This window comes from Jiangella ureilytica, from assembly GCF_004348545.1.
GTDB lineage: Bacteria > Actinomycetota > Actinomycetes > Jiangellales > Jiangellaceae > Jiangella > Jiangella ureilytica.
In genome coordinates this window covers 165,642-179,345 of the sequence record NZ_SMKL01000001.1, presented here as the reverse complement: position 1 = coordinate 179,345, position 13,704 = coordinate 165,642, and the positions used below count along the sequence as shown (strand labels likewise).

The 13,704-nt window shown below is 73.5% G+C and carries 13 protein-coding genes; 6 read left to right on the top strand and 7 right to left on the bottom strand.

Annotation, left to right across the window (positions count from 1 at the left end):
• Positions 1-14: 14 nt before the first annotated feature.
• From rimO to E1212_RS00875, 3 genes are read right to left on the bottom strand one after another with little or no spacing between them, the layout of a single operon-like run.
• Positions 15-1,430: a 30S ribosomal protein S12 methylthiotransferase RimO gene (gene rimO, locus E1212_RS00885; protein ID WP_131977677.1), complete on the bottom strand. Its 1,416-nt coding sequence runs from the start codon at positions 1,428-1,430 to the stop codon at positions 15-17.
• An 8-nt stretch (positions 1,431-1,438) separates the two neighbouring features.
• The gene (locus tag E1212_RS00880; RefSeq protein WP_203416098.1) at positions 1,439-2,098 is read right to left on the bottom strand and encodes an alpha/beta hydrolase; all 660 of its coding nucleotides are present in this window, start codon (positions 2,096-2,098) and stop codon (positions 1,439-1,441) included.
• Positions 2,088-4,634: an FtsK/SpoIIIE family DNA translocase gene (locus E1212_RS00875; RefSeq protein ID WP_131977674.1), complete on the bottom strand. Its 2,547-nt coding sequence runs from the start codon at positions 4,632-4,634 to the stop codon at positions 2,088-2,090. The genes E1212_RS00880 and E1212_RS00875 overlap by 11 nt, the downstream gene beginning before the upstream one ends.
• A gap of 134 nt (positions 4,635-4,768) precedes the next feature.
• Between E1212_RS00875 and E1212_RS00870 the strand changes: the two genes are divergently transcribed.
• Genes E1212_RS00870 through E1212_RS00845 form a run of 6 tightly spaced genes read left to right on the top strand, consistent with a single transcriptional unit; the run spans position 4,769 to position 9,050 of the window.
• On the top strand, positions 4,769-5,323 hold the full coding sequence (locus E1212_RS00870; protein ID WP_131977671.1) for a PadR family transcriptional regulator: 555 nt from the start codon (positions 4,769-4,771) through the stop codon (positions 5,321-5,323).
• Entirely contained in the window at positions 5,310-5,984 is a 675-nt protein-coding gene (locus tag E1212_RS00865) for an ABC transporter ATP-binding protein (protein ID WP_131977669.1), read from the top strand. Before E1212_RS00870 ends, E1212_RS00865 begins: the two co-directional genes overlap by 14 nt.
• Entirely contained in the window at positions 5,981-7,861 is a 1,881-nt protein-coding gene (locus E1212_RS00860; protein WP_131977666.1) for an FtsX-like permease family protein, read from the top strand. Before E1212_RS00865 ends, E1212_RS00860 begins: the two co-directional genes overlap by 4 nt.
• A gap of 38 nt (positions 7,862-7,899) precedes the next feature.
• A complete protein-coding gene (locus E1212_RS00855; protein WP_131977663.1) occupies positions 7,900-8,262 on the top strand; it encodes a VOC family protein in 363 nt (120 codons plus the stop codon).
• Between the two features lie 3 nt (positions 8,263-8,265).
• On the top strand, positions 8,266-8,613 hold the full coding sequence (locus E1212_RS00850; protein ID WP_131977661.1) for an ArsR/SmtB family transcription factor: 348 nt from the start codon (positions 8,266-8,268) through the stop codon (positions 8,611-8,613).
• A complete protein-coding gene (locus tag E1212_RS00845) occupies positions 8,610-9,050 on the top strand; it encodes an SRPBCC family protein (protein WP_203416096.1) in 441 nt (146 codons plus the stop codon). Before E1212_RS00850 ends, E1212_RS00845 begins: the two co-directional genes overlap by 4 nt.
• Before the next feature lie 67 nt (positions 9,051-9,117).
• Here E1212_RS00845 and E1212_RS00840 read toward each other — a convergent pair whose 3' ends face one another.
• The 4 genes from E1212_RS00840 to E1212_RS00825 are packed head-to-tail and all read right to left on the bottom strand — an operon-like array spanning position 9,118 to position 13,564.
• Positions 9,118-10,806, bottom strand: a complete 1,689-nt coding sequence (locus tag E1212_RS00840) for a ribonuclease J (protein WP_131977658.1) — start codon at positions 10,804-10,806, stop codon at positions 9,118-9,120.
• Positions 10,803-11,735 (bottom strand): 4-hydroxy-tetrahydrodipicolinate synthase, encoded by a 933-nt coding sequence (gene dapA, locus E1212_RS00835; RefSeq protein WP_131977655.1) that lies wholly within the window; start codon positions 11,733-11,735, stop codon positions 10,803-10,805. Before dapA ends, E1212_RS00840 begins: the two co-directional genes overlap by 4 nt.
• Positions 11,736-11,777: 42 nt before the next feature.
• Entirely contained in the window at positions 11,778-12,902 is a 1,125-nt protein-coding gene (locus tag E1212_RS00830; protein WP_131977652.1) for a PrsW family intramembrane metalloprotease, read from the bottom strand.
• Between the two features lie 11 nt (positions 12,903-12,913).
• Entirely contained in the window at positions 12,914-13,564 is a 651-nt protein-coding gene (locus tag E1212_RS00825) for an HAD-IA family hydrolase (protein WP_131977649.1), read from the bottom strand.
• Positions 13,565-13,704: the final 140 nt, after the last annotated feature.

Sequence of the window (13,704 nt, the reverse complement as noted above, 5' to 3'; positions counted from 1 at the left end):
ACGAGGGAAGGGGATCAGGGCACGTCGAGAGGCACGGCGACGAGGTCCGCACCGTCGCTGCCGGTGACGGTCGCCGTGACGAGGTCGCCCACCGCGGCACGCACGCCGGACACCGTCGTCGTGCCGTCGACCTCGGGTCCCTGGTGCGCCGCCCGGCCCTCGACGACGCCGTCGGGACCCACGGACTCGACCAGGACGGAGACGGTCTCGCCGACGCGGTCCTCGGCCCGCTGGGCGACCAGCTCCTCGACCAGATCGCTGACGCGCTCGACCCGCTCGGAGATCTCGTCGGCGTCGAGCTTGCCGTCGAACGACGCCGCCTCGGTGCCGTCCTCGTCGGAGTAGCCGAACACGCCGACGACGTCGAGGCGGGCCTGGGTGAGGAACGACTCGAGCTCGGCGACGTCGTCCTCGGTCTCGCCGGGGAAGCCGACGATGACGTTGGAGCGGATCCCGGCCGACGGCACCCGGTCCCGAACGGTCTGGATCAACTCGAGGAACGACGACGTTCCGCCGAACCGCTTCATGCGGCGCAGCAGCGGCGTGCTGGCGTGCTGGAAGGAGAGGTCGAAGTACGCAACGACGCCGGGCGTGGACAGCATGGCCTCGACCAGGGTCGGGCGCATCTCGGCCGGCTGCAGGTACGACACCCGCACCCGCTCGATGCCGTCGACGGCGGCCAGCTCCGGCAGCAGCGTCTCGAGCAGCCGGAGGTCGCCGAGGTCCTTGCCGTACGACGTGGAGTTCTCGCTGACCAGGAACAGCTCGCGCACGCCCTGCCCGGCCAGCCAGCGGGCGTCGGCCAGCACGTCGGACGGGCGGCGCGACAGGAAGGAGCCGCGGAACATCGGGATGGCGCAGAACGTGCAGGCGCGGTCGCAGCCGCTGGCCAGCTTCAGCGGCGCCATGGGGCCGCCGTCGAGCCGCCGCCGCACCGCCCGCGGCCCCGACGCCGGCGACATGCCGGCGGGCAGGTCGGGCGCCGCGTACGCCGCGGCCTGCCGCTCGATCGGAGTGACGGGGAGCAGCTTGCGCCGGTCGCGGGGCACGTGCGACACGTGCGCGCCGCCGCCGAGGATCCCCCGCAGCCGCTCCCCGATCGCCGCATAGTCGTCGAAGCCCAGCACCGCGTCGGCCTCGGGCAGCTCCGAAGCCAGCTCGACGCCGTACCGCTCGGCCATGCAGCCGACGGCGACGACGGCCTTGGTGGCGCCGGTCGCCTTGAGGTCGGCGGCGGCCAGCAGGGAGTCGACGGAGTCCTTCTTGGCCTGTTCGACGAAGCCGCAGGTGTTGACGAGGACGGTCTCGGCGGACGCGGGGTCGTCGACGAGCTCGAAGCCGTCGGCGTCGAGGCGGCCGGCCAGTTCTTCGGAGTCGACCTCGTTGCGGCTGCAGCCGAGCGTGACGATCGCGACGGAATGCCTACTCATGTCGGCGGCTACTCTACCGCCAGCCCGGTACGCGCCAGGACGAACCGGGTCACCTCGCGGTGCCACAGGAACGGGCGGCGCAGCATCGCGTGCCCGTCGTCGGGCACCGCGACGTAGCGCACCGACGCGGCCACGCCGTCGAGACCGGCCGCGAACGACGCCGTCGCCCGCGGGTCGGTCGTGGTGTCGGCGGTGCCGTGCATGAGCAGCACGTGCCGCCCGGCCAGCATCGACGGCGTCTCCGACGGCGTCAGCCACGGCGCCAGCCCGGCGACGGCGACGACGCCCGCGCCGGCCGCCTGCTCCCCCGTCGCGCGGATGGCTGACCGTCCGCCCATCGAGTAGCCGACCAGCGCGATCGGGATCCCGGGATCGCGCGAGCGCACTGCCGACAGGGCCGAGCGCACGTCGGCCAGCGGCGACTCCTCAGCCCCGTTCCAGCCGCGGATCGCGTACCGCAGCCGCCACACCGTCAGGCCCAGCGGCCCGCCGGCCCGGCGCAGCGCACCGGCGAACGGCCGCAGCCGCAGCACCGACGGCTGCCGGGCCCGCACCGGCTCGCGGCTCTCCGAACGCCCGCCGTGCAGCAGCAGGACGGCTGCGCGCACCTCGCCGCGCGGCCGCTCCTCCGTCAGGACGGATGCCGGGACTGGTGCCTCAGTCGCCACGCAGCGCGTCCAGCACCTCGTCGAGCTCGTCGGGTTTGATCAGCACGTCGCGGGCCTTCGAGCCCTCGGACGGGCCGACGATGCCGCGGCTCTCCATGAGGTCCATGAGCCGGCCGGCCTTCGCGAACCCGACGCGCAGCTTGCGCTGCAGCATCGACGTCGAGCCGAACTGCGTGTTGACGACCAGCTCGGCCGCCTGGCACAGCAGGTCGAGGTCGTCGCCGATGTCCTCGTCGACCTCGCGCTTCGACGCGCCCGCGGCGGCGGTGACGTCCTCGCGGTAGGTCGGCTCGAGCTGCTCCTTGCAGTGGCCCACGACGGCGGCGATCTCGGACTCCGTGACCCAGGCGCCTTGCACGCGGATCGGCTTGCTGGCGCCCATGGGCAGGAACAGCCCGTCGCCCTGGCCGACCAGCTTCTCCGCGCCCGGCTGGTCGAGGATGACCCGGGAGTCGGCCAGCGACGACGTCGCGAACGCCAGCCGCGACGGCACGTTGGCCTTGATGAGGCCGGTGACGACGTCGACCGACGGCCGCTGCGTCGCGAGCACCAGGTGGATGCCGGCCGCGCGGGCCAGCTGGGTGATGCGGACGACGGAGTCCTCGACGTCGCGCGGGGCCACCATCATGAGGTCGGCCAGCTCGTCGACGATGACCAGCAGGTACGGGTACGGCGTCAGCACCCGCTCGCTGCCCTCGGGGGCCTTGACCTTGCCGGCGCGGACGGCCTTGTTGAAGTCGTCGACGTGCCGGAAGCCGAAGTTGGCGAGGTCGTCGTAGCGCATGTCCATCTCGCGCACGACCCACTGCAGCGCCTCGGCCGCCTTCTTCGGGTTGGTGATGATCGGCGTGATGAGGTGCGGGATGCCCTCGTACGCCGACAGCTCGACCCGCTTGGGGTCGACCATGATCAGCCGGACCTCGTCGGGCGTGGCCCGCATGAGCACCGACGTGATCATCGAGTTGATGAAGCTCGACTTGCCCGAGCCGGTGGCGCCGGCGACCAGCAGGTGCGGCATCTTCGCCAGGTTGGTGACGACGAAGCCGCCCTCGACGTCCTTGCCGAGCCCGGCGATCATCGGGTGGTGGTCCTTGCGGGCCACCGGCGAGCGCATGACGTCGCCCAGGCTCACGATCTCCTTGTCGGAGTTCGGGATCTCGATGCCGATCGCCGACTTGCCCGGGATGGGCGACAGGATGCGCACCTCGGCGCTGGCCACGGCGTAGGAGATGTTCTTCGACAGCGCCGTGACCCGCTCGACCTTGACCGCGGTGCCGAGCTCGACCTCGTACCGGGTGACCGTCGGGCCGCGGGTGTAGCCGGTGACGACGGCGTCGATGTTGAACTGATCGAACACGCCCATGAGCGCGTCGACCACCTGGTCCGACGCGGCCGACTTCGCCTTGTGCGGGCTGCCCTGCCGGAGCAGGTCGCTCGACGGCAGCGTGTAGGTGATGTCGCCGGACAGCGCCAGCTGCTCGACCCGCTGCGGGATCGGCGTGTGCGGCGGCGGCTCGGCCGGGCCGTCGGCCGCGGCGCCCTTCTTCCGCTTGCGCAGCTCGCGGGCGACGACGGACGGCTCCGTCGGGGCGTCGGCATCGTCGGCCTCGGAGCCGAGGCCGGCCAGCTCCGCGGTGTCGGCGTCGGACTCGTCCGGTGCCGGCTCGCGCCGCTTGCGCTTCGGCTTGTCGCGCAGCACCGGCGAGTCGTACGGCTCGTCGTCGGTGGGCGCCATGCGGTCGCGGCGCCCGGCGCCGTTCTCGTCGCCCTCCTCGGGACGGCGCAAGCCCAGCCAGCCCCCGACGACGACGGCGGCCGCCTGCAGCTGGGCGGTGACCTCGTACAGCGGGATGCCGGTGATGACCAGCACGCCGAACAGCGTCAGCAGGCCCAGCAGCGGGCCGGCCACCCACACCGTCAGCAGGTCGGCGAGGATCGTGGACGAGACGTAGCCGATGGCGCCGCCGGCCCGCTCCATGGCGATCTGGCCGTCGACCGGGCGCGGCATGCCGCCTGCGATGTGCGCCAGGCCGAGCGTGCCCAGGGCCAGGCAGACCCAGCCGATGACCTGCCGGCCGCCGGGGCCGTTGCGGTCGGGGTGGCGCAGCGTGCGCCAGGCGGCCATCATCAGCAGCACCGGCGCGACGTAGGCGCCGGTGCCGATGGCGCCGGCGATGCCCTGGTAGACGGCCTCGTAGACCTGGCCGTCGAGCGTCCACCACACCGACGCGGCGGCGATGAACGCCGTCCCGATGAGGAACAGCCCCACGCCGTCGCGGCGCTGCGAGGCCTCGAGGCTGGTGGCGGTGCGCCCCACACTGCGCGCCGTGCCGCCGACCAGGTGGGCGATGCCCATCCAGATGCCGACGATCATCCGGCCGATGCCGCCGAGGAACTGGGCGACGAGGCTCGGCTCCGGCGGTGGTGGCGGGGGTGGCTCGGGTGCGCGACGCTTGCGGCCGCGAGCCGGGGTACGCCGTGTGGTGGTCGTACCCGACGAGCTACGCGACCGTGACTGAGCGGTACGGGTCGCCATGGAGATCACACTACATCTGACACAGTCGCATCTTCAGTCACACGAGTCCCGGCGCGTCGAGCGAAATGTCCGAACCCTGCCGAATCGAGTCACCTATACTCTCGGCGTATACGCCTGGTGTATAGTCGCCCGGCATGAGCACCTCCACGACGCTGCTCGCGCTGCTCGAGCCCGGCCCGGCGTACGGCTACACGCTGAAGCAGAACTACGACCGGTGGTTCGCCCGACGGCGGCCGCTCGCCTTCGGGCAGGTCTACTCGACGCTGGCCCGCCTCACCCGCGACGGGCTGGCCGACCAGGTCGAGGTCGAGTCCGGCCACGGCCCCGACCGCCGGCTCTACCGCATCACGGCCCAGGGCGTCGGCGTCGTCGACGAGTGGGTGTTCGCGCCGGAGCCGCCCGAGGCGTCGGCCGCGGGCACGCTGCACGCGCGGGTCACCGTCGCGCTGCTGTCCGGCCGCGACCCCGCCGATGTGCTGGCCCGCCAGCGCGAGGCGCACCTGACCCGCATGCGCGCCCTGCAGGCCCAGCGCCGCGGGTCGACCGGCCCGGAGCTGCTGGCCGTCACGTACGAGCTGGCCCATCTCGACGCCGACCTGCGCTGGATCGAGGAGTCCGGGGCGCGACTCGGCGCCGTCCGCGAGCAGCTCGTGGCGGCTCGGGAGGGAGACGACGATGCTCGAGGCTGACGGCGTCACCCTCACCTACGGCGCCACCACGGCGCTGCGCGACGTGAGCCTCACGCTCGCACCGGGATCGCGCACGGCGCTGATGGGCCAGTCCGGGTCGGGCAAGTCCAGCCTGCTGCACTGCCTGGCCGGCGTGCTGGTACCCGATCACGGCCGGATCCTCCTGGACGGGCAGGACGTGACCGGGCTGAGCGACCGCGAGCGCAGCCGGCTTCGGCTGGAGCGGCTGGGCGTGGTCTTCCAGTTCGGCGACCTCGTGCCCGAGCTCACCCTCGCCGAGAACGTCATGCTGCCCCTGCAGCTGCTCGGCGCCGGGCGGGCCGCGGCCCGCGGCCGCGCGCTGGAGCTGCTCGGCGAGCTCGGGGTCGCCGACGTCGCCGACTCGCGCACCGGCGCGGTCTCCGGCGGACAGGCGCAGCGCGCGGCCGTCGCCCGGGCGCTCGTGCACGAGCCGCGCGTGGTGCTGGCCGACGAGCCCACCGGGTCGCTCGACACCGTCAACGCCGAGGCGGTCCTCGACGCCATGGTGGCGCTGAGCGGGCGCATCGGCGCGACGCTGCTGGTCGTGACGCACGACAACCTGGTCGCGTCGCACTTCGACGACCTCGTGCTGATGCGCGACGGCGCCATCGACTCCAGCCGAACGGCGACCGTCCGGTGAGGGCGGCCGTCGCACTCGGCGCCCGGCTGGCGTGGGGCTCGCCCGGCCGGCGGGCCCGCTCACTGGCGGTGCTGGCCACCAGCGCCGTCGGCACGGCGGTCCTGCTGACGGTGTGGGCGGTCGCCCACGGCCGCATGGGCGGCACCGCCGCGTTCGACGACCAGGAGGTCGGCCGGCTGATGGCCGCCGTCGTCGGCGCCGTGGCGCTGCCGGTGTTCGTGCTGGCCGCCACGGTCGGACGGCTCTCGGCGCAGCTGCGCGACCGCCGGCTGGCGAACCTGCGGCTGCTCGGGCTGTCGGCGGGCCAGACCCGGGCGGTGGCGGCCGCCGAGGCCGGTCTGGTCGCGGCGGCGGGCACCGCGGCCGGGGCCGTGCTGACGCTCGTGCTGTGGCCGCTGACGGGGTACGCCCCGCCGCCGCCGGCCTGGGCCGTCGTCGCCGTCGGCATGCCGGTGGTCACGACCGCCGTCGCCGTCCTGCCGCAGGGGCTCGACCCGCGCCGGGCCGTCGAGCGGGCCCGCCGAGCCGACGCGCGCCGTCCCTCCCCCTGGCGGGCGGCACCGCTGGCCGCCGGGCTGGTCGTGTGCCTGCTGGTCCGGCGCGCCAACGACGACTTCGTCATCACCGATGTCGAGGTCACCGTGCTGCTGACCGGGATCGGCCTGGTGGCCGTCGGCATCGTCGCGATCGTCCCCGTCTTCGTCCGGCTGGTCGCCGACCTGCTGCTGCGCACGTTCTCCGGACCGACGGCGACGCTCGCCGCCCGCCGGCTCCAGGCGCAGCCCGCCGCCGCGACCCGGGTCATCGCGGCGCTCATGGTCGGCCTGTTCCTGGTCATCGGCGCCCGCGCGGTGCTGGTCGCGTTCGAGGAGACGTCCCAGTACGTCGCGGCCGCCGACCACGTCGAGAACGGGCAGCGCGCCGCCGTCACCGTGCCGGGCGACCGGCTCGACGACGCCCACCGGCAGGTCGAGGCCATCGACGGCGTCCGCGAGACCTTCGCGTTCCCGGTCCTGACCGGCACCGTCGAGATCCCCGGCTGGGGCGGCGAACCGTTCCCGATCACCGCGCTGGTCGCCACCTGCGACGAGCTGCGCGCGTTCGCTCCGGCCGTCCCCGACTGCGTCGACGGCCGGGTCTCCGCGCTCGTCTCCCAGTGGGTCCACGACCAGGACCCGCCCGAGACCGCGGCCCTGCAGGCGGTGAGCGACGGCGTCCCCGTCGGCGAGCCGGTCGAGGTCGCGGTCGACGGCCCTCAGGTCATCGGCAGCGACCGCGCCCACTCCGGCCAGCCCAACTGGGACCTGCGCCCGCTCTGGGCCGACCTGCTGGTCCCGCCGGGCACCCCGGGCGTCGAGGCGGCGCTCGCCGGCACCGACACCACCCTGGTGGTGCTGGCGGAGCCGGGCCACGACCTCTACGAGCAGCTGGAGACCGCCGGCCTGGCGCCCTCGACGCACACCGACCTCGAGTACTACGACTTCGTCGGCGACCTGCGCGCCGTCGTCTGGACGCTGGCCGCCGTCGTCCTCTCGATCGGGCTGCTGACCTTCGCCGTCGCCGCCGTCGACCGCGCCGTCGCCCGGCGGCGCGAGCTCGTCTCGCTGCGCCTGGTCGGCACCCCGCCGGGCGTGCTGCGCCGCGCCCAGTGGCTCGAGGCGGCGCTCCCCACCGGCCTGGGCTGCGTCGCGGCGATCGTCAGCGGGCTGTTCGCCGGCAGCACGTACCTGCAGCTCGGCACCGACATGGGCGAGGCGCCGTGGCGGCAGGGGGTGCTGCTCATGGGCGCGGCCGTCGTCGCCGCCGCGATCATCGCCGCCCTCACCGTCGTCGGGACGTCCAGCCGACTGGTCGCCGACCACATCCGGCAGGAGTGAGTTGACGCGTAGGTTTTTTCCTACCTATAGTTCCGTGCATGAGCCTGACACAGATCCAGACGCTGACGGTGTTCGTCGACGACCAGGAGCGGGCCCGGTCCTTCTACGTCGGCGTGCTCGGCTTCGAGGTCCGCGCCGACGTCACCATGGGCGACAACCGCTGGCTCGAGGTCGCGCCGCCCGGTGCGGCGACGGCCATCGTGCTGCACCGTCCGTTCCCCGGCGCCACCGCCGGCTCCTCGGCCGGCACCATCCTGGCCTCGTCCGACCTCGACGCCGACGTGGCCCGGCTGCGATCGGCCGGTGTCACCGTCGTCGGCCCCGACGAGCTGCCCTGGGGACGCCAGGCCACGTTCACCGACCCGGACGGCAACGGGTACGTGCTGTCCGCGGCGGTCTGAGCGGTGCCGGTCCGAGGCAAGACCTCCGGCGCCGACCGGCTGTTCGGTGCGCTGGCCAACCCGACCCGCCGCGACATCCTCGACCTGCTGCTCGACGGCGAGCAGACGGTCCAGGACATCGCCGAGCGCTTCGACATGGCCCGGCCGAGCGTCTCGGAGCACCTGCGCGTCCTGCGCGACACCGACCTCGTCCGCGAAGAGCAGCGTGGCCGGCACCGCTACTACGCCGTGCACGCCGAGCCGCTGGTCGGCGTGCGCGACTGGCTGTCGCCGTACGAGCGGTACTGGCGGGCCCGGCTCACCGACCTCGGCGACGTACTCGACGACCTGGGCGACGGTGCGGGGACGTGAGCGAGCGGACGTCGATCGAGCTGGACCAGTTCTATCCGCACCCGCCGGCGCTGGTCTGGCACGCGCTGACGACGCCGGACCTGATGGCCCGCTGGCTGATGCGCCCGGACGGGTTCGAGCCGCGGGTCGGGGCCCGGTTCAGCCTGGCCGCCAAGCCGATCGAGGCGGTCGGCTTCTCCGGCACCGTCGCCTGCGAGGTGCTGGAGCTGGTCGAGCCGGAACTGATCAGCTTCAGCTGGGACGACGCCGCGGCCGCCGAGCCGTCGGGCTGGGTGGTGAGCTTCGCACTGCGCCCCGAGGGCCGCGGCACCCGGCTGCTCTTCACCCACCGCGGCTTCGATCCGGACTCCCCAGCCGCCCAGCGCTCGCGGACCATCATGGGCAACGGCTGGCGGCGCATCGTCGCCGCCCTCGGCGACGCCGCCGCTGCCGCGTGAGCGCGGATGGTTGAGGGATCGGTGCCGCCCTGGCGACACGAATCCCTCAACCATCCGCGGCCGGGGCCTACGACTCGACGACCACCGGGATGATCATGGGGCGGCGGCGCAGGCGGCCGCCGACCCAGCGGCCGATGGTGCGGCGGACCGTCTGCTGCAGCTGGTAGGTGTCGGCGTTGCCGCCCTCGGCCGCCTTCTCCAGGGCCGTGATCAGCTCGGGCCGGATGTCGTCGAAGACGCTCTCGTCCTCGGCGAAGCCGCGCGCGTGGATCTCGGGACCGCCGGTGACCTTGCCGGTGACGGAGTCGACCACCACGACGACGGAGATGAAGCCCTCTTCGCCGAGGATGCGCCGGTCCTTGAGCGACGCCTCGGCGACGCCGCCGACGTTGGAGCCGTCGACGTAGACGTAGCCGCACGGAACCGCGCCGACCACCTTGGCGACACCGTCGACGAGGTCGACGACGACGCCGTCCTCGGCCAGCGCGACCCGCTCGCGCGGCACCCCGGCGGCCACCGCGATGTCGGCGTTGGCGAACAGGTGCCGCGTCTCGCCGTGGATGGGCATGACGTTGCGCGGCTTGACCAGGTTGTACACGAACAGGAGCTCGCCGGCCGACGCGTGGCCGGAGGTGTGCACCTTGGCGTTGCCCTTGTGCACGACGGTGGCGCCCTCGCGGGTGAGGCCGTTGATGACGCGTCCGACGGCGTTCTCGTTGCCCGGGATGAGCGAGGAGGCCAGCACGACGACGTCGCCCTGCTCGATGCGGATGGCCGGGTGGTCGCGGTTGGCGATGCGCGACAGCGCCGCCATGGGCTCGCCCTGCGACCCGGTGGACATGAGCACGACCTCTTCGGGCGGGAGGTTGTCGATCGACTTGAGGTCGACCAGAGTGCCGCCGGGGATGGTGAGGTAGCCGAGGTCGCGGGCGATGCCCATGTTGCGGACCATGGAGCGGCCGACGAACGCCACCTTGCGGCCGTGCGCGACGGCGACGTCGAGCACCTGCTGCACGCGGTGGACGTGGCTGGCGAACGAGGCGACGACGACGCGCCGCGGCGCCCGGGCGAAGACGCCGTCGAGGACGTCGGCGATGTCGCGCTCGTGCGGCGTGAAGCCGGGCACCTCGGCGTTGGTGGAGTCGACCATGAACAGGTCGACGCCGGCGTCGCCGAGCCGGGCGAAGCCGTTGAGGTCGGTGAGCCGGCCGTCGAGCGGCAGCTGGTCCATCTTGAAGTCGCCCGTGTGCAGCACGACGCCGGCCGGGGTGCGGATGGCCAGCGCCAGCGCGTCGGGGATGGAGTGGTTGACGGCGAGGAACTCGACCTCGAACGGCCCGAACCGCTCCGTCTGCCCCTCCTTGACCTGCAGCTGGTAGGCGTCGATGCGGTGCTCCTTGAGCTTCGCCTCGACCAGCGCGAGGGTGAGCCGGGAGCCGACGACGGGGATGTCCTGCTTCTCGCGGAGCAGGAACGGCACGGCGCCGATGTGGTCCTCGTGCCCGTGCGTGAGGACGATGGCCTCGACGTCGTCGAGGCGGTCGCGGATGTACTCGAAGTCGGGCAGGATCAGGTCGACGCCGGGCTGGTTGTCCTCGGGGAACAGCACGCCGCAGTCGACGATCAGCAGCCGCCCGCCGTGCTCGAACACCGTCATGTTGCGGCCGACCTCGCCCAGCCCGCCCAGCGGGACGAGACGCAGCGCGCCGGGGGCGAGCGGAGGGGGCGTGGTGAGCTCGGGGTGCGGGTGGCTCATGCGAGCCCCGCCTCGGCGAGGTCGGCGCGCAGCAGCGCGACCTGCTCGTCGGTGGCGGGGATGAGGGGCGAGCGGACCGTGCGGTGCCGGATCACGCCCAGGTGCTGGACGGCGGCCTTGGCCATGATGGCTCCTTGAGTTCGGGTCATGATGCCGCGCACGGCCGGGATGACCTGACGGTGCAGGTCGAGCGCCCGCCGCAGGTCGCCGGAGTCGACGGCGCGGATCATCTGGGCGTACTGGGCGGCGGCCACGTGGCCGACCACGCTCACCACGCCGACGGCGCCGTGCGTGAGCAGCGCGAGGTTGAGGGCGTCGTCGCCGGAGTAGTAGGCCAGCCCGGTGCGGGCGATGACCTCGGACGACGCGAACACGTCGCCCTTGGCGTCCTTGACGGCGACGATGCGGTCGTGCTCGGCCAGCCGGAGCAGCGTCTCGGTGGCGATGGGCACCCCGGTGCGGACGGGGATGTCGTAGAGCATGACCGGCAGGTCGGTGGCCGACGCGACGGCGACGAAGTGCTGGTACAGCGCCTCTTGCGGCGGCCGGCTGTAGTACGGCGTGACCAGCAGCAGCCCGTGGGCGCCCGCCTTCTGGGCGGCCTGCGCGAGCTCGCTGGTGTGGCGGGTGTCGTTGGTGCCGACGCCGGCGACGACGTGGGCGCGCGAGCCGACGGCCTCGAGCACGGCCCGCAGGAGGTGGTCCTTCTCGGCGTCGGACGTGGTGGGGCTCTCACCGGTGGTGCCGCTGACCACGAGGCCGTCGCAGCCGTCGTTCACGAGCTTCTCCGCCAGCGCGGCGCTGCCCTCGAGGTCGAGGCCGCCGTCGTCGAGGAACGGCGTGACCATGGCGACCGACGTGCGGCCGAACGGTGCGGCCGCCGGCGCACCCGTGGTGGCGGCGGCGAGGGTGAAGAGCTCGTCAGGCATGGACAAAGGCTACCGTGATCCGACCCCGCGGACCGACCTGCCTCACCGTCCGGTGCTGGTCAGGGCGACGGCTCGGGCGCGGGTCCGGGTGACGGCGGACAGCAGCTCGGCCAGCCGCGGGTCGGCCTGCTCGTCCGCCTCGGCGTGGCGCAGCCGGGTGACGAGGAAGGCGAGCTCGGTGACGGCGCCCTGGTAGTCGCGGACGGCGCGGGCGGCGTCGCGCCCGTACTGGGTCTTCATGGCGGTGCTCCAGCGCCGCCGGCTGCGCATGGTCGACAGCAGGTCGAGCTCGTACCACGGGATCCAGCCGGCCTGCACGAACTCGCCCAGCCGGGCCGCGATGACGCGCTGTTCGCGGCGGCGCTGCCAGAGCGCGATGCCGAGCATGCCGGCGAACAGCGGCACCATGACGACGACGTAGACGGCGATGAAGCCGCGGCCGCGGTCGTCCCAGAGCGCCGACGCGTTCCACAGTGCGTGCAGCCCGGCCGCCAACAGGTACCCGAGGAACGGCAGCACGACCCGCGCCGCCACCGACCTCCGCTGCGCCGCGATGCCCACGGCGATGCCGATGAAGACCGTGAACAGCGGGTGCGCGAACGGCGAGAACACGCCGCGCACGACGAACACCGTGTAGCCGTCGAACGAGTCGGTGTCGAACGCCCGGCCCAGGTAGAGAATGTTCTCGACGAACGCGAACCCGGCCGCCACGAGCCCGGCGTAGACGATGCCGTCGACCAGCCCGTCCAGCTCGTGCCGCTGCCGCCAGAGCAGGCCGACCAGGAACGCGCCCTTCAGCGCCTCTTCGGCGAACGGGGCGCTGACCACTGACGACGTGTACTCGCCGTAGGTGACGGCGACGACGGAGTTCACCACCAGCGCGCCCAGCGTCGCCACGCCGCCGCCCCACAGGAACGCCGCCAGCATGATCCGGCCCGGCTCGGGCTCCCAGCGGTCCAGCCACAGGAACGCCCCGACCACCACGACGACCGGCAGCAGCGCGAACAGCGTGGCGGTGGCGACGGTGGACGGCGCGAGGTCGCCCACCGCCAGCCCGACCACGACGACGGCGCAGATGGCGGCCGCGACCAGGCCGAGGACCGGCCAGAAGACGCGGCGGCGCTGCTGCCGGCTCCACGGCTGGTGCTGGACGAGCGCGGCGTCCACGGGCGGCCTTGTCACGGCGTTTCGACGCCGATCAGGAGCGGGCCGGTTCCGTCGACCTGCACCCGTACCTGCGCCGGCGTGCCGGCGATGAGGTCGGCCTCGAGCTGGCGCGCCTCGTGCGTGGACGCGATGCCGAGCACGGCCATGCCGGCCGCACGGGCCGCCGCGATGCCGCTGGGCGCGTCCTCGACCACGAGGCACTGGGCGGGCTCGAACCCGAGCCGCTCGGCACCGAGCAGGTACGGCTCCGGGTGCGGCTTGCCGCGGATGACGTCGTCGGCGGTGACGACGACGGCGGGAGCGGGCAGCCCGGCGGCGCTCATGCGGGCCGCCGCCAGGACGGCGTTGCCGGAGGTGACGACGGCGCGGCGCTCGGGCGGGATCGCGGCCAGCAGCTCAGCCGCGCCGGGCATGGGCCGGACGGTGCCGGCGTCGTCGATCTCGAGCTCGTCGATGCGGGCCATCGCGGCCGCCACCCGGTGACCGGGCAGCAGATCGGCGACGATGTCGGCCGTGGTGCGACCGTGGGCGTCGGCCAGTCGCGCGGGGTCGATCTCGAACTGCCGGCACCAGCGCAGCCAGCAGCGCGCGATGGAGTCGGTCGAGTCGACCAGCGTCCCGTCGAGGTCGAGCAGGATCGCTTCCGCCGTGAGCACCACCATCACACCTCGATGTGATGGGTCATGCATGGAGCGCTGTCGTCCATCTGCCGTCCTCCGCCTCGGACCGACGGCTCGAGGGAGCCATCGGCCCCCGCTCGCCGCCGGTGTGCACGACCCATCACGGGACAGGAGCCTATCGG

Bases quoted from the DNA above. Each gene is read 5' to 3' on its own strand.
- E1212_RS00870 (WP_131977671.1), top strand. From the start codon at position 4,769: ATGAGCACCTCCACGACGCTGCTCGCGCTGCTCGAGCCCGGCCCGGCG.
- E1212_RS00825 (WP_131977649.1), bottom strand. From the start codon at position 13,564: ATGGTGGTGCTCACGGCGGAAGCGATCCTGCTCGACCTCGACGGGACG.
- dapA (WP_131977655.1), bottom strand. From the start codon at position 11,735: ATGCCTGACGAGCTCTTCACCCTCGCCGCCGCCACCACGGGTGCGCCG.
- E1212_RS00840 (WP_131977658.1), bottom strand. From the start codon at position 10,806: ATGAGCCACCCGCACCCCGAGCTCACCACGCCCCCTCCGCTCGCCCCC.
- rimO (WP_131977677.1), bottom strand. From the start codon at position 1,430: ATGAGTAGGCATTCCGTCGCGATCGTCACGCTCGGCTGCAGCCGCAAC.
- E1212_RS00855 (WP_131977663.1), top strand. From the start codon at position 7,900: ATGAGCCTGACACAGATCCAGACGCTGACGGTGTTCGTCGACGACCAG.
- E1212_RS00865 (WP_131977669.1), top strand. From the start codon at position 5,310: ATGCTCGAGGCTGACGGCGTCACCCTCACCTACGGCGCCACCACGGCG.
- E1212_RS00875 (WP_131977674.1), bottom strand. From the start codon at position 4,634: ATGGCGACCCGTACCGCTCAGTCACGGTCGCGTAGCTCGTCGGGTACG.